Genomic DNA, 22608 nt, shown 5'->3' with positions numbered 1-22608 from the left:
AACATGAGCACCCCCAACACCCCGAGCACCCCCAACACCCCCAGCACCCCCGCGTCCCGCGACCTGGTCGTCCTCGACATGGCCGGCACCACCGTCGCCGACGGCGGCCTCGTCGAGCGCGCCTTCGAGCGCGCCGCCGAGCGCCTCGGCGTCGAGCCGGGCACCGCGGACCACCAGGCCAAGCTCCGGTACGTCCGCGAGACCATGGGCGAGTCGAAGATCTCCGTCTTCCGTCACCTCTTCGGCACGGAGGAGTTGGCCCGACGCGCAAACTCCGCCTTCGAGGAGGCGTACGGCGAGCTCGTCGACGGCGGGCTGATCGCCCCCGTCCCCGGCGCCCGCGAGACCATCGAGAAGCTCCGCGCCGACGGCCGCACCGTCGTCCTGACCACCGGCTTCGCCCGCGTCACCCAGGACGCCGTCCTCGACGCCCTCGGCTGGCAGGGCCTGGCCGACCTCACCCTCTGCCCCGCCGACGCGGGCGGCCGCGGCCGGCCGTACCCGGACATGGTGCTGGCCGCGTTCCTGCGCACCGGGGCCGTCGACGACGTACGGCGGATCGTCGTCGCGGGCGACACCGCCTACGACATGCTCAGCGGCCGCCGCTCCGGCGCCGGCCTGGTCGCCGGCGTCCTCACCGGCGCCCACGACCGTGCCGCGCTCACCGGGCACGGCGCCACCCACGTGCTCGGCTCGGTCACCGAACTGCCCCGGATCCTGCTGGAGTCGGCGTGAGCGGCATCCGCTTCGAGGGCGTCAGCGTCGCGTACGGCGCCACCACCGTGCTGGACCGGCTCGACCTGACCGTCGAGCCCGGCGAGGTCATGGCGCTGCTCGGCCCCTCCGGGTCCGGGAAGACCACGGCGCTGCGCGCGGTCGCCGGTTTCGTACGGCCCGCCGCGGGCCGGGTGCTGATCGGTGGCCGGGACGTCACCGCGCTCCCGCCGCACAAGCGCGGCATCGGCATGGTCGTCCAGCAGTACGCGCTCTTCCCGCACATGCGCGTGCAGGACAACGTGGCGTTCGGCCTCAAGGCGCAGAAGGCGCCCAAGGACGGGATACCGGGGCGCGTCGCCGAGGCCCTGGAGATGACGGGGATGGCCTCGTACGCCCGGCGCTACCCGCGCGAACTCTCGGGCGGGCAGCAGCAGCGCGTGGCGATCGCCCGCGCGCTGGCGATCCGGCCCGGGGTGCTCCTGCTCGACGAGCCGCTGTCCGCGCTCGACGCGCAGCTGCGCTCCGGGATGCTCGCCGAACTGGCCCGGCTGCACCGCGAACTGCCCGACGTGTCGATCCTGTACGTCACCCACGACCAGGTGGAGGCGCTGACGCTCGCCGACCGGATCGCGGTCATGGACCGGGCCCGGCTCCAGGACTGCGGCACTCCGCAGCAGCTGTACCGGGCGCCGCGGACCGAGTTCACCGCATCGTTCGTCGGGAACGCCAACCTGCTGCCGGTGACCGTCGCCGACTCCGGGGCGCTCTTCGCGGGGCAGCCCCTGGAGCTGGACCGGGGGCGCGCCGTCCCCGGCGCGAGCGCGACCCTGTGCGTGCGGCCGCACCTGCTCGGCCTCGGCGCCGGGCCCAACGCGCTGACCGGCACGATCGCCGAGGTGCAGTGGCGGGGCTCCATGCACCGGCTGTACGTCGATGTCGCCGGCCACCGGATCAAGGCCGACCTGCCGGAGCTGCGCGAGACCCCGGCGCTGGGCGAGCGGGTGACGCTGCACTTCGCACCGCGGGACGCGGTGCTGCTGGCCGCCGGGGTTCCCTCCGGCGACAGCCCGGGGGAGGGCGTCGGATGACGGACGCCCCGCAGGTGGCGGCCCCCCGATCGCCGGGGCACACCGCCGCCACGCCGGACACCCCGCGGCGCGCTCGCGCCGCGGCTGCGGGCGCAGGGGCCCGTGGCGTGCCCGGCTGGCTCTGGGCCGTGCCGCCCGTGGCCGTACTCGCGCTGGTCTTCCTCTACCCCCTGGCCCTGGTCGTCCAGCAGTCCCTCACCCCGGAGAACGGCGTGAACGGCGGCGGCGCCTTCGGCGCCTACGCGTCCGTGTTCCGCTCGCACGCCTTCCGCGGGGCGCTCGGGACCACGGTCTGGCTGGCCGCCGGGGCCACCGCCGGCTGCCTCGTCCTCGGCTTCGCCCTCGCGCTGATCATCGCCTTCGTCCCGTTCCCCGGAGCCCGGGCCGTCGCGAAGTTCATCGACGTCTTCCTCTCCTTCCCCTCCTTCCTCATCACCCTGGCCCTGCTGTTCATCTACGGCACGGTCGGCATGGCCAACGGGCTCTGGACCGGCGTGACCGGCGCCGTTGACGGGCCCTTCCACTTCCTCACCACCCCGTGGGGCGTACTGCTCGCGGAGATCACGTACTTCACGCCCTTCGTGATGCGGCCGCTGCTGGCCGCCTTCTCCCAGCTGGAGACCGCACAGCTGGAGGTGGCCTCCTCGCTCGGTGCGAAGCCCGCCCGGATCATCCGGCGGGTGATCCTCCCCGAGGCCCTCCCGGCGCTCGCCGCCGGCGGCAGCCTGGTCCTGGTCATGTGCCTCAACGAGTTCGGGATCGTCCTGTTCACCGGGGCCAAGGACGTCACGACGCTGCCGATGCTCGTCTACGGCAAGGCGATCCTCGAATCCGACTACCCGGCCGCCTGCGTGGTCGCCGTCGTCAACATCTCCATGTCCCTCGGCCTGTTCGGCCTCTACCGGGTGGTGAGCAAGCGTGCTGGTGCATAGCCGGACCGGCCGCTGGGCCGCCTGGATCCTGTTCGGCCTCCTCTTCCTGCCCCTGTTCGCCCTGCCCCTGCTCGTCGTGGTCGCCGCTTCCTTCGCCACCCACTGGTCGGGGGCCTTCCCCTCCGGCCCGACGACCGCGAACTACGCTTCCGCCGTGCAGGGCGAATCCCTCCGGGCGCTGACCACCTCGCTGGTGACCGCCCTCGTCGCGAGCCTGCTCGCGCTCACCGTGGGCACCTGGGCCGCGCTGGCCGCCGCCGGGCTGAAACGGCGCGGAAAGCGGGCCCTGGACGCCCTGTTCATGCTGCCCGTCGCCGTCCCGTCCGTCGTCGTCGGCCTCGCCGTGCTGGTCGCCTTCAGCAAGCCCCCGTTGCTGCTCAACGGCACCAGCTCGATCGTGATCCTGGCGCACACGCTTCTTGTCACGGCGTTCGCCCACCAGTCGGTCTCCGCCGCCATCGTCCGTCTCGACCCCGCGTACGAACAGGCGGCGGCCTCCCTGGGCGCCGGCCCCGCGTACGTACTGTGGCGGGTCAGACTCCCCCTCCTGCTGCCGTCCCTCACCGCCGCGGCCGGACTCTGCTTCGCCCTGTCCATGGGGGAGTTGAGCGCCACGATGATGCTCTACCCGCCGGACTGGACGCCCCTCCCGGTCCGGATCTTCACCGCCACCGACCGCGGGTCACTGTTCGGCGGCTCCGCCGTCGCCGTGGTCCTGATGGCCGCCACCCTCCTGGTCCTCCTGGCCGTCTCCCGCATCCGCACCAGAGCCTCCTACCGCTGACTCCCTTTCTCCCCTAAGGAAGTTCCATGTCCAGCACCAGCACCCCCGTACGTCGTACCGCCCTGCGCACCACAGCCGCCGTTTCCGGAAGCCTCGCCCTCGCCGCCGGCCTCACCGCCTGCACGGGCTCCTCCGCCACCGGGTCCAAGGACGGCGGCGAGAAGGTCGTCACCGTCTACAGCGCCGACGGCCTCAAGAGCGACAAGGGCGACGGCTGGTACGACAGGGTCTTCGCCGACTTCACCAAGAAGACCGGCATCCAAGTCAAGTACGTCGAGGGCGGCTCCGGCGAGATGGTGCAGCGCGCCGTCCGGGAGAAGACCAACACCCAGGCCGACGTCCTGGTCACCCTGCCGCCCTTCATCCAGCAGGCCGACGGCAAGGGCCTGCTCCAGGAGTACAAGCCGCAGGGCTCCGACAAGGTCAACGGCGCGAACAAGGCCGCCAACGGCAAGTGGACCTCGGTCGTCAACAACTACTTCGGCTTCGTCTACAACAAGAAGGAGCTCACGGACGCGCCCAAGACGTGGGAGGAGCTGCTGGACACCGAGTACAAGGGCAAGCTCCAGTACTCCACCCCGGGCGTCGCGGGCGACGGCACCGCCGTCCTCGTCAAGACGATGCACGACTTCGGCGGCAAGGAGCCGGCGATGGAGTACCTGAAGAAGCTCCAGGCCAACAACGTCGGCCCGTCCTCCTCCACCAGCAAGCTCGCGCCGAAGACCGACAAGGGCGAGCTGCTCGTCGCCAACGGCGACGTCCAGATGAACTTCGCGCAGGCCAAGTCCATGCCGAACCTGGGCATCTGGTTCCCCGCGAAGGACGGCGGCAGGCCCACCACGTTCGCCCTGCCGTACGCGGCCGGCCTGCTGGACAGGGCCCCGCACACCGAGAACGGCAGGAAGCTCCTCGACTACCTGCTCAGCGAGGACGCGCAGAAGCTGGTCAGCGAGGTCGGCGGCGGCTTCCCGGCGCGCACCGACGTCAAGCCGACCGACGCCAACGCCGTCGAACTCACCAAGCTGATGACCGGAGTCGAGGTCTTCGAGCCGGACTGGGCGGACATCGACAAGAACCTCGCGGGCTACGTCGACGCGTGGAAGTCGGCCACCGGAAGCTGATTTCCCCCTCCGGGAGCGCGGCACCTCCCGCACCGCCGGGGGCGCGGGCATGCAGGCCCCCGCAGTCCGGGCCGTGGACGCCGAACGCGTCCGCGGCCCGGCCCCGATAGGGTGAGGGAGACCAGCGGTCAGAGAGCGGAGAACAGTCCAGTGGCAGAGCGCAAGCCGATCGAATCCTGGCTCACCGACATGGACGGGGTCCTGATCCACGAGGGCACCCCGATCCCGGGCGCGGATGCCTTCATCAAGCGGCTGCGTGAATCGGGCAAGCCCTTCCTGGTCCTGACCAACAACTCCATCTACACCCCGCGCGACCTCCAGGCCCGGCTGTTCCGGATGGGCCTCGACGTCCCCGTCGAGAACATCTGGACCTCGGCGCTCGCCACCGCCAAGTTCCTCGACGACCAGCGCCCGGGCGGCACCGCCTACGTCATCGGCGAGGCCGGCCTGACCACCGCCCTGCACGACATCGGGTACATCCTCACCGACCACGAGCCCGACTACGTGGTCCTCGGCGAGACCCGGACGTACAGCTTCGAGGCGATGACGAAGGCCGTCCGCCTGATCAACGCGGGCGCCCGCTTCATCTGCACCAACCCCGACGAGACCGGCCCCTCCACCGAAGGCCCGCTCCCGGCGACCGGTGCCGTCGCCGCGCTGATCACCAAGGCGACCGGCAAGCAGCCGTACTTCGCCGGCAAGCCCAACCCGCTGATGATGCGGACCGGCCTGAACGCCATCGGCGCGCACTCCGAGAGCAGCGCGATGATCGGCGACCGGATGGACACCGACGTCCTGGCCGGGCTGGAGGCCGGGATGCAGACCTTCCTCGTGCTGACCGGACTGACCTCCGTCGAGGACACCGAGAAGTTCCCGTACCGCCCGACCAAGACCGTCGACTCCATCGCCGACCTGGTCGATCTCGTCTGATCCGAACGGGTCAAGCGCACGGCGCTCCGGATGCGGAGCGGCGCGCCGCGCGTGAACCTCCTTGTTGAGGAGGTTCACCATGCGCAGTGCTCTGATCGCTCTCCGTGCCACCGGGGTGGCCGTCGCCCTGACGGCGCTCACCGCCGTGTCCTCGCCCGCCGCCCTGGCGTCCGGCGAGGAGGACCGCGGTGGCGTCTCGGTCGAACCGCACCAGGCAGAGCCGGGGGCGCAGGTCAAGCTGCGCGTCCGCGGCTGCGACGAGAAATGGGCGTCCGCGAAGTCCGCCGTCTTCGTGTCGGAGGTCCACCTGTCGTCGGGCCGCGACGGGGACAAGACGCTGTGGGGCGACGCGATGGTCAGCTCGCACGCACAGCCCGGCCGGCACGACATCAAGGTGAGGTGCGACGGCGGCGAGGACCGCGTACGCGGCTCCATCGAGGTCGTCCGCCGCCGCGACGACCGGGAACAGGACCGCGACCGCGACCGTGACCGTGACCGTGACCGTGACCGTGACCACGACCGTGACCGCGACAAGCCGAACCCCCACGAGTCGCCCGTCCGGCCCGTCCACGCGGGCGGGGGCGGCATGTCCGCCGAGCTCGCCGCCCAGGCGCAGGGCCAGGCCGCGGCCGCCAAGAAGAGCCACGGGGGCGAGGGGCCCGGCCTCCCGCACACCGTGATCGGCGCCGTGCTCGCCGCCGCGGCCACCCTGGCCGTCGCGTTCCGGGCGCTGAGCCTGCGCCGGCGCCGCAGCGGCGAGTGAGGGCCGGGAGGTGACGGGCTCGGGGGAGCCGAAGTCCTCCGGCGGCGGGCGGCTGCTGACCTTCGCCGCCTGGACCGTGCTGGTGCTCGGCCTGTGGCTGTGGGGCCGCGAGATCACCGGGGTCCCGCCGCGCCCTTCCTCCGCACTGGCCGGCGGGTCGGGGCTCCCGGTCCCCGGGCTGCCCGCCGCGCACACCCCGCTGGCCGCGTCCGTACCGGTGAGGGTGGACGTGCCGGCGCTGGGCATCCAGGCGCCGGTGATCTCCCGAAGCCTCGACGCGCAGGGTGCGATCGAGCCGCCGCCGTTCGAGCGGCCCGGGACGGTGGGCTGGTGGGGCGGCGGGGTCAAGCCGGGCGAGGCGGGTGCCGCACTGCTGGTCGGGCACGTGGACACGGCGTCGAAGCCGGCGGTGTTCTACGGCCTGAGCACGGCGCAGCCCGGCGGCAAGGTGCGGGTGGTGCGGATGGACGGATCGGTCGCCGAGTTCACGATCGAGGACGTACGGGTCTACGAGCGGGCGGGTTTCGACGCGCACCGGGCCTACGGCCCGCGGATCGGGGGACGGGCCGAGCTGCGGCTGGTGACCTGCGGGGGCACGTACGACAAGGCGGCCAAGGAGTACACGGCGAACGTGGTCGTCTCGGCCTACCTGACGGGCCAGGGCCCGGCGGCGGCGGGCGCGGGAGCCGGAGCTGGTGCCGGAGCGGGTGCTGGTGCCGGTGCGGGAGGGCCCGGCGCGCCGGTGTGAGGGCCGACCGGGGGACATGACGAAGAAGCCCCTCGCAGCTTTCGCTGCGAGGGGCTTCCCCTTGTCGGTGCGCCGCCAGGGACTCGAACCCCGGACCCGCTGATTAAGAGTCAGCTGCTCTAACCAACTGAGCTAGCGGCGCCTGCTGACAGAGAAAACTCTACCCCACCTCCAGTGGTGCTCGTGACCAGCCGCGCCCGCCTTGTCCGATTAACCCATGTTTGAGGGGTTCATCGTGCACGATATGTCTGGGCCGAACCGCATCTGATGCCCCGACAGATGCCGGGCCCGCCTGACCAGCGACGAGCAGGGGAGTGGACGGAACCGCATGACGATCCAGCCTCCGATGCATGTGCAGACGACTGCACCGATGCCGATGCCGATGCCCGCTTTCGAGGAGTACGAGCCCGCAGGTGACTGCATCTGCCTGGGCTGCGTGCAGCGCCGTCGCGCCCTCGCCCGCGCGCGGGCCATACCGCTCCGGGACGGCGGCCACCCGGCCGCGCGCGGCGCCCGCCGGGCCCTGGTGCTGGCCACCGCGGCGGGCGTGGTCCTGGGCGGCGGAGGCTCGGCGGCGCTGGCGGCGGCCGGCCCCGTTCCCGGCCCGGAGCCGGTCTCCCTCGACACCCCCGGCCCCGCCACCGACACCCCCGGCCCCGCCACCGACACCCCCGGCCCCGCCACCGCCACCGGCGCCCCCGCCACCGGCGCCCCCGCCACCGGCGCCCCCGCCACCGGCGCCCCCGCCGCCGACGGCCCCGCCCCCGCCGTCGACGGCCCCGGCCCCGCCGTCGACGGCCCCGGCCCCGCCGCCGACGGCCCCGGCTCCCCGCAGGGCGGCCAGTCCCCCCTGCACGGCCGCCCGGCCCCGGCGAAGCCGCCGGGCGCGCCCGGGGCGCCGTCGGCGGTCAAGCGGATCGACCGGACCTCGATCATCAACCGGGCGAAGCTGTGGCTGGACGCGAAGGTCCCGTACAGCATGTCCGCGTACTGGTCCGACGGCTACCGGCAGGACTGCTCCGGCTTCGTCTCGATGGCCTGGAACCTCGGTTCGAACGAGTGGACCGGAAGCCTCGACAAATTCGCCACCAAGATCACCAAGGAGGAGCTGCTCCCCGGGGACATGCTGCTCTTCCACAACCCGGCCGACCCCACCAACGGCTCACACGTGGTGCTCTTCGGCGGGTGGGTCGACGAGACGCGCACGCACTACGTCGCGTACGAGCAGACCCGCCCGTACACGCGCAAGGGCGCCACCCCGTACGGCTACTGGACCAACGCGACGAAGTACCTCCCGTACCGGTTCAACGGCGTGACGAGCGGCATCACCGAGCAGGACCCGTCGACGACCGACCCGAAGCCGGCGGTCCCGACCGTCTTCCCCGGCGCCACGCAGTTCGGCCCCGGCGCGAACAACGAGCACGTCGCCCAGCTGGCCCGGATGCTGATCGACCGGGGCGGCCGGCGCTTCTACCCCAAGGGCGCGAGCACGGCGTGGAGCGACGCCGACCGGCTGGCCACGCAGGCCTTCCAGAGCGCCCAGGGCTGGACGGGCACGGACGCCGACGGGATCCCGGGCGCGCAGACCTGGCAACTGCTCGTCGAGCACAAGGGCAACGACATCCCGCCGACGGTGGACGCGGCGCCGGGGCCCGCCGGGGTGCCGGCCCATCCGGGGATGTCGGCGTTCCGCCCCGGGTCGTCCCACCCGTTCATCACCGCCCTCGGCCGCCAGCTGGTGAAGAAGGGCTTCGGCAAGAACTACACGAACGGCCCGGGGCCCCTCTGGGGCGAGGCCGACCGCCGCAGCGTCGAGGCCTTCCAGCGCGCCCAGGGCTGGCGCGGCGCCGAGGCCGACGGCTACCCGGGCCCGGAAACCTGGCGCCGGCTGTTCGCATGACGGAGGCAACGATGTACCCCACGAGCACCACCTCGACGACGGGCACCTTCCGCGTGCCACCCGCTGCGGCGGCCCCGCAGCCCCCGAAGGCCCCGGCCCTGCGGGGCACGGCCGAGCTCTACCCCACCCCGCCGCTGCGCCGGGACGCGGCCCAGGCCGGGCCGCCCTCCGGGCCCCCGGCGGTGTCCCCCGCCCCGTCCCCGGCAGCGGCGTGGACCGCTCCGCCGGCGCACCCGCCCCGCGTCGAGCCGGAGGCTCCCCCTCCACCCGCACCACCGCAGGCCGGCCCGCCGCCCGCGGCCGACTTTCCCGGGCCCGCGAACCCGCAGCCGTACGCGGCTCAGGCCGGTCCGGCGGCGGAGCCGGGGCCCGGGCATGCGGCGGGGGTCGCGTCGGCGGATGCGGGCCTTGGCGCGGGGGCCGAGTTGCACGGGCCCGCGAACCCGCTGCCGTACACGGCTCAGGCCGGGCGAGAGGCGGTTCCGGAGCCCGGGCCCGCGGCGCAGACCGAGCCGGAGCCGGCCTTGACTGCCGTGTCGGCGGACGCGAGCCCTGGCGCGGGGGCCGGGGCCGGGGTGCCTGAGCCTGCGGGCGCGCAGGCGTACGCGGGCCAGGCCGCTCCGGCGGCGGTGCCGGGACCCGCGCACGCGGCGGGGGCCGAGTCGCAGCCGGCGTTGACGGCCGTGTCGGTGGATGCGGGCGCTGGCGCCGGGGCCGACTTTTCCTGGCCTGCGGGCGCGCAGTCGTACGTGGGCCAGGCCGGTCGGGAGGCGGTGCCGGGGCCCGCGCATGCGGCGGGGGCCGAGTCGCAGCCGGCGTTGACGGCCGTGTCGGTGGATGCGGGCGCTGGCGCCGGGGCCGACTTTTCCTGGCCTGCGGGCGCCCAGCCGTACGTGGGCCAGGCCGGTCGGGAGGCGGTGCCGGGACCCGCGTACGCGGCGGGGGCCGATTCGGAGTCGGCGTTGACGGCCGTGTCGGTGGATGCGGGCGCTGGCGCCGGGGCCGACTTTTCCGGGCCTGCGGGCGCCCAGCCGTACGCGGGCCAGGCCGGTGCGGAGGCGGTGTCGGGGCCCGCGCACGCGGCGGGGGCCGAGTCGGAGCCGGCGTTGACGGCCGTGCCGGAGCTGCCGTTCCGTGCCGCACCGGTGGAGCCGCTGCCCGGTGCGGAGCCCGCGGCCGGGATTCCCGGACCGTGCGCGGCCCGGGCCGTTGCGGAGTCCGCCGGTCCACTGCCGCCTGTGGGCCGTGTCGAGCCCGACGAGGTCGGAGGGGCCCGGGGCGTCGCTCCGGACGGGCCCCGGGAGGTCGCGTTGCCGCACGGGCGGCCGGCCGCGGATGAGGGCGCCGGCTGGAGCGAGGTTCCGGCGGCCCGGGCCCGGGTCGAGCCCGAGTCGGTGCACGCCCTGGCCGGGGCCGCCGACCGCGCCGAGTCCGGCGCGGGCTCGTACGGTCGGGAACCCGACCCCGTGGTCTGCGTACCGGCCCCGGCCGGGTCGCACGACGAGACCGCGCCCACCGGGGTGGCCACCTTGCGGCTGCGGGCCCTGGACGGCGGGGGCGAGCCCCCGGCCCCGCAGGGCCAGGCCTGCCCGGCGGAGTCCGGGCTGCCGGTGGACGACGGTCCCGCGCACCGGTACGGCGAGGCGTGGCCGCCCGGTCCGCACCCCGGTCCGCACCCCGGTCCGCACCCCGGCCCGCAGCCCGGCCCCGAGGCCCCGTACCCGCCGCACCCGCACGGCGACGCCGGGCCCGCAGGCCCGCACTTCCCGCACCCGCACTCGCACTCGCACTCGCACCCGCACGGCGAAGCCGACGCCGACGAGCCCCTGCCCGTCGCAGTGCCCGGCCCCGCCGTCGCCGACATCGTCGCGCAGGCCGTGGCACGCGGCATGGAGGCCGACACGCACGACCTGCCGCGGGTCGCGCCGGTCCGCGGGTCGGCGGCCACCGAAGTGCCGGTGCACCTCCCGTTCCGCGCCAAGGCCCGCCCGGCCGCCGGGCAGACCCCGGCCGCCGAGCAGACCCCAGCGGCCGCTCGCGCCCAGCGGGCCTCCCGGCCCACCCCCGGCCGGCGGGTCCCGCGCGGTGACGAACGGCTGCGGGAGCACCGCGGCCCCGTCCTGCCCGGCTGGGTCGGCGTCGGCGTCGGCGGGCTCGCCCTCGCCGGCTGCCTGGCGGTGCTCTGGCGCGCCGGGGCGGTCCCCGCCGCCTTCGTGGCCGCGTTCGGCGCGAGCCCCCGCGCCTACCAGGGGCTGCGCGCCACCCACTGGCCCCCGCTCGCCTTCCTCGGCATCGTGGCGCTGCTCGCGCTCGGCGGCCTCGGCCGCGCCAAGGCCGGTCACGCCTGGGTGCTCACCCTGTTCGGCCGTTACCGCGGCACCGTACGGCGCACCGGGCTCACCTGGGTCAGCCCCCTCCTGCTGCGCCGGCGCGTCGACGTCCGGCTGCGGCACTGGCGCAGCGAGCCCATGCCGGCGGTGGACTCCGGCGGCCTGGCCCTGCGGGTCGTCGTCCAGGTCGTGTGGCAGGTCAAGGACACGGCGCGGGCCACCCTCGCCGTCGAGGACCACACCGAGTACCTCGCCGAGCAGGTCGAGTCGGCGATGGCCCGGGTCCTGTCCCAGCTGCCGGCCGACGCCTTCCACGAGGACGCCCCGACCCTGCGCGATTCCGAGGCGGTCGGCGACGCGCTGACCCGGATGCTGGCGACCGAGACCGAGGCGGTGGGGATCGAGGTGTACTCGGCCCAGCCGACCCGGATCGAGTACGCCCCCGAGGTCGCCGAGGCCATGCGGCGGCGCAGGGTCGCGGCGATCGACGCCAAGCACCGGGACACGGTGCTGACCTCGGTCGTGGACGCGGTCGACGACACCGTCCACCGGCTGACCTCGCGGGGGCTGGTCGAGCTCGACGACTACGAGCGCAAGGCCCTCGTGAAGGACCTCACCGTCGCCTTCTACACGGGCCGCCCGGAGTAGGGCGTCCTGCGGGGCGCGTCCCGCGGGGCGCGGGACCGGGACGAGCGAGCGAACGGGTGGCCGGATCCGACCGGACCACCCGTTCCCTCATTGGTCTGGACATGTCCAACTCCCGTCAATAACCTGGTACTTGGTCTAGACCTGAATCCCCATGCGTGCGCACGCTCTCGCCGTCCCCCCACGTCCAAGGAGCATCATGCGTCCCATCCGCATGCCCGTTCACCTGCCCAGACGAGCCGGCGCCGCCACGGTCGGCCTCGGCGTCATCGCCGGCCTGGCGCTCCTCACCGCCCCCACCGCCAGCAGCCACGGCTACACGGACACCCCCATCAGCCGCCAGAAGCTCTGCGCCAACAAGACCGTCTCCGACTGCGGCCCGATCCAGTGGGAACCGCAGAGCGTCGAGGGCTACAAGGGCTTCCCGGCCGCCGGTCCGGCCGACGGCCAGATATGTTCCGGCGGGCACAGCGAGTTCGCGCAGCTCGACGACCCGCGCGGCGGCGCCTGGCCCACCACCAAGGTCACCGCCGGGCAGAGCTACGGCTTCCGGTGGCAGTTCACGGCCAACCACTCCACCACCGACTTCAAGTACTACGTCACCAAGAACGGCTGGGACCCCACCAGGCCCCTCACGCGCGCCTCCCTCGAATCCCAGCCCTTCCTCACCGTCGCCTACAACGGCGCCCGGCCCGCCATGACCACCGTCCACCAGGGCACCATGCCGAGCGGCAAGACCGGCCGGCACATGATCCTGGCCGTCTGGACCGTCAACGACACGCCCATGGCGTTCTACTCCTGCTCCGACGTCCAGTTCTGAGTCCCGGCCCGGCGGCCGCCCCGCCGGCCGGCATTCAATTCTGACGGAACGTCAGCTACCCTCCGGCGGCATGCGGACGACACCCGGAACCGTCGCGGAGCTCATCGCGCGCCAATGGGGCGACCACCGGCCCGGGCTGAAGTACGGCGGCAGTGCGGACACCGCCGTCCTCAGCCGCCACCGGACCGCCCAGGAGGCCGCGGCGCGCGCCGCGCTGCTCGTCGACCTCCTGCCGGCGGAGGCCGAACCGCACATCGGGGTGCTGCTCGACAACACCCCCGAGTTCCCGTTCTGGCTCGGCGCGGCGGCCCTCGCCGGGGCCGCCGTCGCCGGGATCAACCCCACCCGGCGCGGTCCCGAGCTGGCGCGCGACATCCTGCACACCGACTGCCGGATCCTGGTCACCGAGCGCGCCCACCTGCCGCTGCTGCGCGGGCTGGACCTGCCGGGCGTACGGATCCTGGTGACCGGCACCAAGGCGTACGCGGCCCAGCTCGCCCCGTACGCGGGCGCGAAACCGGGCGAGGCCGTCCTCGCCGCCCCCGGCCCGGGCTCCCGCTTCCTCCTCTACTTCACCTCGGGCTCCACCGGCGCCCCCAAGGCCGCCCTCTGCAGCCAGGGCCGGATCGCCGCCGCCGGTGCCTCGCTGGCCCGGCAGTTCTCCGTGACCCCGGACGACGTGCACTACGTCTGCATGCCGCTCTTCCACGGCAACGCCGTCATCGCCGACTGGCTGCCCGCCCTCGCCGGGGAGGCGGCCGTGGCCCTGCGCCCCCGGTTCTCCGCCTCCGCGTTCCTGGACGACGTCCGCGCGTACGGGGCGACGTACTTCACCTACGTCGGCCGGGCGGTCCAGTACCTGCTGGCCACCGAGCCCCGCCCCGACGACCGCGACCACACCCTGCGCCTCGGCTTCGGGACTGAGGCCGGGGCGGTGGACGCGGCCCGCTTCACCGAGCGGTTCGGGGTCCGGCTGGTGGAGGGGTACGGGGCCACCGAGGGCGGGGCCTCCGTCCAGAGGACCCCGGACACCCCGCCGGGCGCCCTGGGCCGCGCCGGGGCCGGGGACGACCTGGCGGTGGTGGATCCGGAGACGGGCGCGGAGTGCCCGCCGGCCGTCCTGGACGCGCGGGGCCGCCTCCTCAACGGCTCCGCGGCGATCGGCGAGCTGGTCAACCGCGGCCGGAGCCTGTTCGAGGGCTACTGGCGCAATCCCGCCGCGGAAGCCGCACGCACCCGGGACGGCTGGTACTGGACGGGCGATCTCTTCTTCCGCGACGCGGACGGGTTCCTCTACTTCGCGGGCCGGACCGACGACCGGCTGCGGGTCGACAGCGAGAACCTCGCCGCGGCGGTGATCGAGAACATCCTTGCGCGCTGGTCCGCGGCGGCCGCGGTCGCCGTCTACGCGGTGCCGGACGAGGCCGCCGGCGACCAGGTGATGGCGGCGGTCGCACTGGAGGAGGGGCGGCGGTTCTCGCCGGAGGAGTTCTCCGCGTTCCTCGCCGCCCAGCCGGACCTGGGCACGAAGATGGCGCCGCGCTACGTCCGGATCGTGGGGTCGATGCCGACCACGGCGACGAACAAGGTCCACCGGGTCGCCCTGCGCCGCTCCGGTTTCCGCTGCCCGGACCCGGTCTGGTGGCGCCCGCCGGGCAGCTCCGGCTACCGGCCCCTGGGCCCGGAGGACCTCACCGGCCTGCTGGCGGCGTACGCGGCGCACGGCCGGGGCGAGCTCCTGGACCGCTGATCCCCGAGCTCGCGGGCATTGGTTTTGAGCACCCCTGAGGACCAGGTAGTATTTTCTCTGTCAGGCGCCGCTAGCTCAGTTGGTTAGAGCAGCTGACTCTTAATCAGCGGGTCCGGGGTTCGAGTCCCTGGCGGCGCACCTGTACTTCGGGCGGTTTCCGGTTCACCGGGAACCGCCCGAAGTGTTTCCGCCCCGTTCGGACCCTCGCCCTCTCGGCCCGTGCGGACGCGGCTCACAGGAAGACCGTGGCTCACAGCGTGAGCGACAGCAGCAGTGGCGCGGCCTTCCGGTTCAGTGCCTCCGCGGCGGCCCGGAGCCGGTGCGCGTGCTCGACCGGCATCGACAGGGCCAGGCAGCCCACCGACGCCCCGGCGGTGATCGGTACCGCGGCGCAGACGGTGCCCACCGCGTACTCCTGGAGGTCCAGCACCGGAACCGTGGCCGGCTGGCTGTCCAGCTTGGAGAAGAGGATCCGCTCGTTCACGATCGTCTTCGACGTGAGCCGGGCGATCTTGTGCCGCGAGAGGTGGTCGCGCCGCCCGTTCTGGTCGAGCTGCGTCAGCAGGCACTTGCCGACCGCGCTGGCGTGCGCCGCCGAGCGGAAGTCGACCCACTCGTGCACCTTCGGGGTGCGCGGGCTGTCCGCGAACTGCGTGATCTTCACCTCGCCGTCCACGTACCGGCTGATGTAGACCGCCGCGCCCACCGAGTCCCGGAGCCGGTCCAGGGTGTCCTGGAGCTTGTTCTGGAGCGCCTGCTGCCTGTCTATGCCGGAGCCGAGCAGCACCAGGGAGTCGCCTATGGCGTAGGCGCCGTCCGACACCTGGAGCACGTACCCCTCCCGGCGCAGCATGAGGAGCATGGGGGCGAGATGGGCCGCGGGCAGGCCGGTCTCGCGCGCGATCTGTACGTCGGTCACACCGCCGGTGTGGCGGGCGATCGTTTCGAGTACGCGCAGGGCGTACTGCACCGAATGGAACGGCGCGGTCGGCTCGGGCTTCAGCGCCACGGTTTTCCCCCTAGCAGGTTGTTACCGCTTGCCCTACCACGATAGCCATCAAGAGGCCCACGTGGAGCGCCTGTTGGGGATATTGATGGCTCGATCACGCCCCCTCGCCAGCGTCTACCCCTCTGGCATATGCCACCGGCATGGCCGCCCCGCCGGGCGCGCCGGGAATGACCGTGCGCCGCCGATGGTTCGAGTTCTTCGTACGGACAGCGAAGCGAGGCGGGAGCGACTATGAGTGACACCGGGGACGCGGGTCGGGGTGCGGACCGGGACGGCCGCGGAGACCGGATCCGGGGTGAGGCCCGTGGCCACGCGCCGGTGCCGCTCTCGGTGCTGGACCTCGTCACGGTCGGCAGCGGCAGCACCGCCCGCGACTCCCTGCGCACGAGCGTCGACATCGCCCGCCTCGCCGAGTCCCGCGGGTACCACCGCCACTGGGTCGCCGAGCACCACTCGATGCCCGGGGTGGCCAGCTCCTCCCCGGCGGTGATCCTGGCCCACCTCGCCGCCCACACCTCCCGTATCCGGCTCGGCTCGGGCGGGGTCATGCTGCCCAACCACGCCCCGCTCGCGATCGCCGAGCAGTTCGGCACCCTGGAGGCGCTCGCCCCGGGCCGGATCGACCTCGGACTCGGCCGGGCCCCCGGCACCGACGGCCGCACGGCCGCGGCGCTGCGCGGGCCGGGGCGCCTCGACGAGGCCGCGGAGGAGTTCCCCCGGCAGCTCGTGGAGCTCACCCGCTTCCTCGACGACGACTTCCCCGACGGGCACCCCTACGCCCGCGTGCACGCGGTGCCCGGTCCCGTGCAGGGCCCCGCCGGGCGGCCCCCGCTGTGGCTGCTCGGCTCCTCCGGGTTCAGCGCCCGCCTCGCCGCCGAGCTCGGTCTGCCCTTCGCGTACGCCCACCACTTCTCGGCGGCCGGCACCCTGCCCGCGCTGGAGCTCTACCGGCAGACGTTCCGGCCCTCCGCCGTGCTGGACGCCCCGTACGCGGTGATCGGGGTCTCGGCGCTCGCCGCCGACACCGACGAGCAGGCCCGCGCCCAGGTGCTCACGGGGGCGCTGTCGATGCTGCGGCTGCGCAGCGGCCGGCCCGGACTGATCCCGACGCCCGAGGAGGCGGCAAGTCACCAGTTCTCGCCGTTGGAGCGGGAGTTCGTGGACGGCTGGCTCGCCAACGTCGTCCACGGCACGCCCGACGAGGTCCGCACCGGGCTCGACGCCCTGGTGAAGCGCACGGGCGCCGACGAGTTGATGCTGACCTCCAACGCACACAGCGGGGCGGCGCGGGTGCGCTCGTACGGACTCGTGGCGGACGCGTACGGAATGCCGGTCCGGGCGCCGGGCGCGGCCACCGCGGCGTGACCCGCCCGGCGCCCGGAGCGGGGTGAGTCCAGGGCCGGGGCGTCCGGTTGCCTGGCCGCGTGCGGACCGCAGGAGGACGCCGCCGGCGGATCCTCCTCCGGCCCGTCCTCGGTGGCGAAGCCGTCCGCGTCCGCAGGCGCCTCCGAGACCGACCCCGCCGGGTCGGGCGGCGGCGGGAACGACTGCCGGCAAGCCGCCGACGCCGCCCGCCGGCGTCAAGATCGTCCAGGTGGGCCCGCACCGCGACATCGGGGTCTTCGAGGCCATGGACGCCCAGCCCAAGTGCACGTCCAACGACTGGATCTACCACGGCGAGGGCGAGCCCAAGGGCTACAAGCTGCCCGCCGGGGTCAAGGGCGAACTGGCCACCGGCCCGGGCAGGTTCCAGGCGGTGAACCGGGAGGAGCTGTCGAAGCACATCGACGGCTGCCTGCGCGAGGACTACAACGTCGTCAAGCAGCCCTACTCCTGCTACGGCAACGTCTACGAGATCACGCTCGACTCCAAGGGCGAGGTGCAGACGATGCGCGAGCGCTGGTCGGTCTGACCCGGCGGCGGCGCCGGCCCGGTACGCCCGCGAGGTGATGGATCGCAGGCGAACGGAGTTCTGCTGGTTTGTTGCCGCAACCTTGCGGGAGTGTGGCCTAAGGCACCCTTAAACCGCTCGTCACCCGGGGTGGCGAGCGGTTCCGTATGTGCGCTCAAGCCTCTGACAAGGGGATTTCCCCGCCAAGTGGTCTAGTCCTTCTTTGGTCCAAACCATTGACTCGGGCCTCGGGTGATCGCTATCACTTCTCACACCCGAACCTCTTGCTTCCCCCTCCCATCCCCCCGGAGGCAGTTCATGCACATCCGTAAACCCCTCATCGCGGCCGCCGCCACGGCCGCGCTGGCAGCCGGAGCGCTGGCCGGCTTCGCGGGGCTCGGCACCGCACAGGCCGCCGACGCGGCCGCCGCCGGTGGCGGCAACGTCAAGATCGCCTATTACGACCAGTGGAGCGTGTACGGGAACGCCTTCTACCCCAAGCACCTCGACACCCGCGGCATAGCGGGCAAACTGGACATCATCAACTACTCGTTCGGCAACATCCACCCCACCAACCTCACCTGTTTCGAGGCGAACAAGGCGGCGGGCGACGACAACAACCCCAACGCCGGTGACGGCGCGGGCGACTCGTACGCCGACTACCAGAAGTCCTTCAGCGCGGCGGACAGCGTCAGCGGGGTCGCCGACAAGTGGGACCAGCCGATCGTCGGCGTCTTCAACCAGTTCAAGCAGCTGAAGGCCAAGTACCCGAACCTGAAGATCAACATCTCGATCGGCGGCTGGACCTACTCGAAGTACTTCAGCGACGCGGCCAAGACCGACGCCTCCCGCAAGAAGCTGGTGTCCTCCTGCATCGACCAGTACATCAAGGGCAACCTCCCGGTCGAGGGTGGCTACGGCGGCCCGGGCAGCGCGGCCGGCATCTTCGACGGCATCGACATCGACTGGGAGTACCCCGGCTCCTCCGGCGGCCACCTCGGCAACCACTACGCCCCCGAGGACAAGCAGAACTTCACGCTCCTGCTCAAGGAGTTCCGCGAGCAGCTCGACGCCTACGGCGCGGCCAACGGCGGCAAGAAGTACCTGCTGACCTCGGCCCTCCCGGCCGGCCAGGACAAGATCAAGTACATCGAGACGGACAAGATCGGCGCGTACCTCGACTACGCGAACATCATGACGTACGACATGCACGGCGCCTGGGACGGCGACGGGCCGACGTACCACCAGTCCCCGCTGTACTCCGGCACCAACGACCCGACCGACCCGATCGCCCCGGGCACCGAGAAGTACAGCATCGACAACGCCATCGACTCCTGGATCGACGGCAAGCCCGCCTACGGCATCGCCGGCGGCTTCCCCGCCAACAAGCTGACGCTGGGCTACGAGTTCTACTACCGCGGCTGGAAGGGCGTCCCCGCCGGCACGGCGGGCGGCCTCGCCCAGCCCGCGACCGGCGCCTCCGGCGCCCGGCCCAGCAGCCAGCAGGCCGGCATCGCCAACTACAAGGAGCTCGGCGGGATCGTCGACAACCCGTCGGCCACCTTCTGGGACGACCAGGCCAAGGCCTCGTACTTCTACAAGGACGGCGAGTTCTTCACCGGCCTGAACCAGAAGTCCATCCAGGCCCGGGTCGACTACGGCAAGCAGCGCGGCCTGGCCGGGGCGATGATGTACTCCCTGCTCGGCCTGGACAACAACACGACGCTGCTGAACCAGATCTCGGACGCCCTCGGCGGCACCACGCAGCCCCCGACGACCCCGCCCACCACGCCTCCGACCACCCCGCCGACCACGCCCCCGACGACTCCGCCGACCACGCCGCCCACCACGGGCTGCGGCTCGACCCCGGCGTACGTCGCGGGCACGGTCTACACCGGTGGCCAGGAGGTCTCCTACAACGGCCGCAAGTACAAGGCCCAGTGGTGGACGCAGAACGAGACCCCGGGCACCACGGGTGAGTGGGGTGTCTGGAAGGACCTCGGCGCCTGCTGATCTCCCCCCACCCCGCGCCGAGCGATGCCTGCGCCCCGCACCCGGTTCCCCCGGTGCGGGGCGGAGGTGTGTCACATGGTTCCCGGATTCCGGACACCGCTGCGTGGCGGCCTCGCTACGCTCGGCCACACGCTTGTTTTCCGCTTGGGGGTGCCATCTCATGGTCCAGGCCCGCGACATCGATCCCAGCGCCTCGCCGCTGGACTACTACAGCTACGAGCTCCGCCGGCTGAGAGAGGAAGCCGGCCTCAAGCAGGCGCAGCTGGGCGGAGTCATCTTCTGCACGGGTTCCCTGATCGGCATGATCGAGAACGGTAAGCGGGTACCGACCCGGGACTTCTCGGAGCGGGTGGACGCGGCGCTGGGGACCGGCGGGGTGTTCTCACGTCTGGTGGGGCTGGTCCTGCGGAGCCAGTTGCCGAGCTGGTTCCAGGCCTATGCGGAGATGGAAGCCAGGGCAACGCACATCTCGTCGTTCCAGCCGCAGCTGGTCTACGGACTGCTTCAGACGGAGGCGTACGCGCGGGCGGTCCTCAAGGCAGGGTGGGGGGAGAAGCTCGATGAGGCGGTGGCCGCGAGGCTGGAGCGTCAGCGCATCCTGGACAGAGAGCGCCCGCCGCTCGTCTGGGTGGTCCTAGACGAGGCAGTACTGCACCGTCCCTTCGGCAGCCGCGAGATAATGCGTGAGCAGCTGAGCCGCCTGCTGGAGTTCCAAGACCGGCGCGAGGTGCGGATCCAGATCCTCCCGTTCAGCGTCGGACAACACCCCGCCACGGTTGGGGCGTTCAACGTTCTCCGGTTTGAGGGAGACCCGGACCTCGTCTATGCCGAGAGCTACGGGTCGGCCCACGTGACGGCAAATCCGGAAACGGCCAGCGACTGTGCGCATCGCTACGATCATCTGCAGGCAGCGGCGCTCTCCGTGGAGGCCTCGGCCGCGTTGATCGCCCGCGTACGAGAGGAACGTTATGGGGACCATTCAGAACCTGACGGGCGTGCTGTGGCGTAAGTCCAGCTACAGCGGCGGGACCGGCGGCGACTGCGTCGAGTGCGCCCCCCTCGGCGGCGCCGCCTGGCGCAAGGCCTCGTACAGCGGCGGGACCGGCGGTGATTGCGTCGAGGTGGCCACTCAGCCCTGCGGTGTCGCCGTCCGGGACTCCAAGGACCCCGAAGGCCCCGCCTTCACCGTCGCCCCCGCGGCCTTCGCCGCCTTCGTGCGCAGCCTCTGAGGGGTCCGGGCGGAGCCCGGGGAAACGGAGAAAGGGCGGGGCGGGGAGACGGCACCGCGCAGCGGCCCCCGCGCCGCCCCGCAGGGTCACGCCCCGGGGCAGGTGCCGATCATCTCGGCGATCCGCTCCGGGGCCACCGCGCGCGAGTACAGCCACCCCTGGCCGGTGTCGCAGCCGACGCGGCGCAGCCGGGCCGCCTGACCGGCCGTTTCCACGCACTCCGCCGTCACCGTCAGGCCCAGCCGGTGCGCGAGCTGCACCAGGGCCTCGACGATGGTCTCGTCGGCCGGGTTCGGGTGGGCGCCCTCGTCGTAGCGGAACCCGTGGACGAAGGAGCCGTCCAGCTTCAGCACGGACACCGGAAGCCGGCTCAGGTACGCCAGGTTCGAATAGCCGGTGCCGAAGTCGTCGATGGCGATCCGCACCCCCATGTCGCTCAGCGCCTGGAGCGCCTGGAGCGGGCGTCCCGCGGAACCCATCACCGCCGACTCGGTCAGCTCCAGCTGCAGCAGCTGCGGGGCCAGCCCGGTCTCGGCCAGGATCTCCGCCACGTCTCCGACCAGATCGGAGTCCCACACCTGCCGCACCGCCACGTTGACGGAGACGAAGACCGGGGAGTCGCTCGGCTGCTCGATCTGCCAGCGCCGTGCCTGCCGGCAGGCGGTCCGCAGCACCCACCGCCCCAACTGGACGATGGAGCCGTCCTCTTCGGCGATCCCGATGAACCGATTCGGCGTCAGCGTGCCGAACTGGGGGTGGTTCCAGCGGACCAGGGCCTCCACTCCGCGCACCGCGCCGCTCTCGAGGTCCACGAGCGGCTGGTACTCCAGCTCGAACTCGCCCCGCTCCACCGCCGGCCGCAGGGTCGAGCTGAGCGCCTGGCGGGTCATCCGGTGCGCGTTGCGCTCCGGGTCGAACAGCGTCCAGCGCGCCTTGCCGTCCGCCTTCGCCCAGTACAGGGTCGTGTCCGCGGCCTGCATCAGCCCGGTCGCCGAGGTCCCGTCCGTGGGCCGCTCCACCACGCCGATCGACGCCGAGACCGACAGCCGCTGCCCGGCCAGGTCGAACGGCTCCTGTACGGCGTCCAGGACGCTGCGCGCCAGGTCGGCGAGCTCTTCGGTGCCGGTGGAGTCCTCGACCAGCAGGGCGAACTCGTCGCCGCCGAGCCGGGCCACCAGGTGCCCGCCGGTGCGCCCGTAGCCGGACTGGTCGGCGCACTGCGTCAGCCGGGCCGCGACGGCGGTCAGCAGCCGGTCGCCGACCCGGTGGCCGAGGGTGTCGTTGACCGCCTTGAACCCGTCGAGGTCGAGGTAGCACAGGCCGATCCGCCCGGTGCCGCCCTGCTCGTACGAGGAGGCCTCCAGGGCGGCGGAGAGCCGCTCGAAGAACAGCGCCCGGTTGGGCAGCCTGGTCACCGGGTCGTGCATCTGGAGGTGGCGCAGCCGGGCCTGGAGGTCGCGGCGGTCGCTGATGTCGGCCACGGACAGCAGGACGTCCCGGGTGCCGGGCACGGGCCCGAGGGTGACCTCGGTCCACAGCGAGTGCCCGTCGGGGTGTTTGAGCCGGCGGGTGCAGCGCAGTCGGGCCTGCCGGCCGCGGAGCACCTCCTGGTAGGCCTGCCAGGTGCGGGCCTCGGCGCCCAGGTCGACCAGGTCGGCCGCGGCCTGTTCGACGAGCGCGTGCGGCTCGGTGCCCAGCAGCCCGGCCAGGGCAGCGTTGGCGGCGACGACGTGGCCGGACCGGTCGACGACGGCCATGGCGAGGTGGGCCGCGTTGAAGGCGGCCCGGTAGTCGCGCAGTTCGGACTCGGTGCGGGTGGGCTTCGGCGGCGTGTCCGGCACGGCTTGGTGACGCTCCGTAATGTCCGATCGGATGCTGCCGGCCGCCGAACCGGTTCCCTCTGAGGTTCCGCTCACCGTTGGCTCCCGCAGTGCTCGT

General features: G+C 73.1%; 19 protein-coding genes and 2 tRNA genes. 18 read left to right on the top strand and 3 right to left on the bottom strand.

The window, feature by feature from the left end:
• Positions 1 to 3 precede the first annotated feature (3 nt).
• From ACIPK4_RS03435 to ACIPK4_RS03400, 8 genes are all read left to right on the top strand, one after another.
• A complete protein-coding gene (locus tag ACIPK4_RS03435; protein ID WP_402308980.1) occupies positions 4 to 735 on the top strand; it encodes a phosphonatase-like hydrolase in 732 nt (243 codons plus the stop codon).
• Positions 732 to 1805, top strand: a complete 1074-nt coding sequence (locus ACIPK4_RS03430) for an ABC transporter ATP-binding protein (RefSeq protein WP_402308979.1) — start codon at positions 732 to 734, stop codon at positions 1803 to 1805. The genes ACIPK4_RS03435 and ACIPK4_RS03430 overlap by 4 nt, the downstream gene beginning before the upstream one ends.
• Positions 1802 to 2737, top strand: coding sequence for a 2-aminoethylphosphonate ABC transporter permease subunit (locus ACIPK4_RS03425; protein WP_402308977.1), 936 nt, complete (start codon positions 1802 to 1804; stop codon positions 2735 to 2737). The genes ACIPK4_RS03430 and ACIPK4_RS03425 overlap by 4 nt, the downstream gene beginning before the upstream one ends.
• Positions 2724 to 3521 carry an ABC transporter permease gene (locus ACIPK4_RS03420; protein WP_402308976.1) on the top strand — a complete coding sequence of 266 codons (798 nt, stop codon included), beginning with the start codon at positions 2724 to 2726 and terminating at the stop codon, positions 3519 to 3521. Before ACIPK4_RS03425 ends, ACIPK4_RS03420 begins: the two co-directional genes overlap by 14 nt.
• Before the next feature lie 26 nt (positions 3522 to 3547).
• Positions 3548 to 4642, top strand: a complete 1095-nt coding sequence (locus ACIPK4_RS03415; protein WP_402308974.1) for a 2-aminoethylphosphonate ABC transporter substrate-binding protein — start codon at positions 3548 to 3550, stop codon at positions 4640 to 4642.
• A 150-nt stretch (positions 4643 to 4792) separates the two neighbouring features.
• Complete coding sequence (locus ACIPK4_RS03410) at positions 4793 to 5572, top strand: HAD-IIA family hydrolase (RefSeq protein ID WP_402308973.1); 780 nt, start codon at positions 4793 to 4795, stop codon at positions 5570 to 5572.
• A 79-nt stretch (positions 5573 to 5651) separates the two neighbouring features.
• Positions 5652 to 6335: a hypothetical protein gene (locus tag ACIPK4_RS03405; protein WP_402308972.1), complete on the top strand. Its 684-nt coding sequence runs from the start codon at positions 5652 to 5654 to the stop codon at positions 6333 to 6335.
• Positions 6336 to 6345: 10 nt separating this feature from the next.
• Positions 6346 to 7083, top strand: coding sequence for a class F sortase (locus ACIPK4_RS03400; RefSeq protein ID WP_402308970.1), 738 nt, complete (start codon positions 6346 to 6348; stop codon positions 7081 to 7083).
• A 68-nt stretch (positions 7084 to 7151) separates the two neighbouring features.
• Here ACIPK4_RS03400 and ACIPK4_RS03395 read toward each other — a convergent pair.
• A tRNA-Lys gene (locus tag ACIPK4_RS03395) sits at positions 7152 to 7225 on the bottom strand.
• A gap of 234 nt (positions 7226 to 7459) precedes the next feature.
• Between ACIPK4_RS03395 and ACIPK4_RS03390 the strand changes: the two genes are divergently transcribed.
• The 5 genes from ACIPK4_RS03390 to ACIPK4_RS03370 all read left to right on the top strand — a co-directional run bounded on the left by ACIPK4_RS03390 (position 7460) and on the right by ACIPK4_RS03370 (position 14666).
• Positions 7460 to 8983, top strand: a complete 1524-nt coding sequence (locus tag ACIPK4_RS03390; protein WP_402309076.1) for a peptidoglycan-binding protein — start codon at positions 7460 to 7462, stop codon at positions 8981 to 8983.
• An 11-nt stretch (positions 8984 to 8994) separates the two neighbouring features.
• A complete protein-coding gene (locus ACIPK4_RS03385) occupies positions 8995 to 11961 on the top strand; it encodes an SPFH domain-containing protein (protein WP_402308968.1) in 2967 nt (988 codons plus the stop codon).
• A gap of 196 nt (positions 11962 to 12157) precedes the next feature.
• Positions 12158 to 12778 carry a lytic polysaccharide monooxygenase gene (locus tag ACIPK4_RS03380; RefSeq protein ID WP_402308966.1) on the top strand — a complete coding sequence of 207 codons (621 nt, stop codon included), beginning with the start codon at positions 12158 to 12160 and terminating at the stop codon, positions 12776 to 12778.
• A 70-nt stretch (positions 12779 to 12848) separates the two neighbouring features.
• Positions 12849 to 14528, top strand: coding sequence for an AMP-binding protein (locus tag ACIPK4_RS03375; RefSeq protein ID WP_402308964.1), 1680 nt, complete (start codon positions 12849 to 12851; stop codon positions 14526 to 14528).
• A 64-nt stretch (positions 14529 to 14592) separates the two neighbouring features.
• A tRNA-Lys gene (locus tag ACIPK4_RS03370) sits at positions 14593 to 14666 on the top strand.
• A 112-nt stretch (positions 14667 to 14778) separates the two neighbouring features.
• On the opposite strand, the gene ACIPK4_RS03365 is transcribed toward ACIPK4_RS03370, so the two are convergent.
• Entirely contained in the window at positions 14779 to 15537 is a 759-nt protein-coding gene (locus tag ACIPK4_RS03365) for an IclR family transcriptional regulator (RefSeq protein WP_402308962.1), read from the bottom strand.
• Between the two features lie 231 nt (positions 15538 to 15768).
• Between ACIPK4_RS03365 and ACIPK4_RS03360 the strand changes: the two genes are divergently transcribed.
• The 5 genes from ACIPK4_RS03360 to ACIPK4_RS03340 all read left to right on the top strand — a co-directional run bounded on the left by ACIPK4_RS03360 (position 15769) and on the right by ACIPK4_RS03340 (position 20670).
• Positions 15769 to 16902: an LLM class flavin-dependent oxidoreductase gene (locus ACIPK4_RS03360; RefSeq protein ID WP_402308960.1), complete on the top strand. Its 1134-nt coding sequence runs from the start codon at positions 15769 to 15771 to the stop codon at positions 16900 to 16902.
• Positions 16903 to 17131: 229 nt separating this feature from the next.
• Positions 17132 to 17449 carry a hypothetical protein gene (locus ACIPK4_RS03355; protein ID WP_402308959.1) on the top strand — a complete coding sequence of 106 codons (318 nt, stop codon included), beginning with the start codon at positions 17132 to 17134 and terminating at the stop codon, positions 17447 to 17449.
• A 297-nt stretch (positions 17450 to 17746) separates the two neighbouring features.
• A complete protein-coding gene (locus ACIPK4_RS03350) occupies positions 17747 to 19441 on the top strand; it encodes a glycosyl hydrolase family 18 protein (protein ID WP_402308957.1) in 1695 nt (564 codons plus the stop codon).
• A 160-nt stretch (positions 19442 to 19601) separates the two neighbouring features.
• On the top strand, positions 19602 to 20450 hold the full coding sequence (locus tag ACIPK4_RS03345) for a helix-turn-helix transcriptional regulator (RefSeq protein ID WP_402308955.1): 849 nt from the start codon (positions 19602 to 19604) through the stop codon (positions 20448 to 20450).
• Positions 20410 to 20670 (top strand): DUF397 domain-containing protein, encoded by a 261-nt coding sequence (locus ACIPK4_RS03340; protein ID WP_402308954.1) that lies wholly within the window; start codon positions 20410 to 20412, stop codon positions 20668 to 20670. Before ACIPK4_RS03345 ends, ACIPK4_RS03340 begins: the two co-directional genes overlap by 41 nt.
• Before the next feature lie 86 nt (positions 20671 to 20756).
• Here the strand turns inward: ACIPK4_RS03340 and ACIPK4_RS03335 are convergent, their stop codons facing one another.
• The gene (locus ACIPK4_RS03335) at positions 20757 to 22586 is read right to left on the bottom strand and encodes a putative bifunctional diguanylate cyclase/phosphodiesterase (RefSeq protein WP_402308952.1); all 1830 of its coding nucleotides are present in this window, start codon (positions 22584 to 22586) and stop codon (positions 20757 to 20759) included.
• Positions 22587 to 22608: the final 22 nt, after the last annotated feature.

The sequence above is a fragment of the Streptomyces sp. NPDC086989 genome, assembly GCF_044745505.1.
Taxonomy (GTDB): domain Bacteria; phylum Actinomycetota; class Actinomycetes; order Streptomycetales; family Streptomycetaceae; genus Streptomyces.
This window is presented reverse-complemented; position numbering and strand designations above follow the sequence as displayed.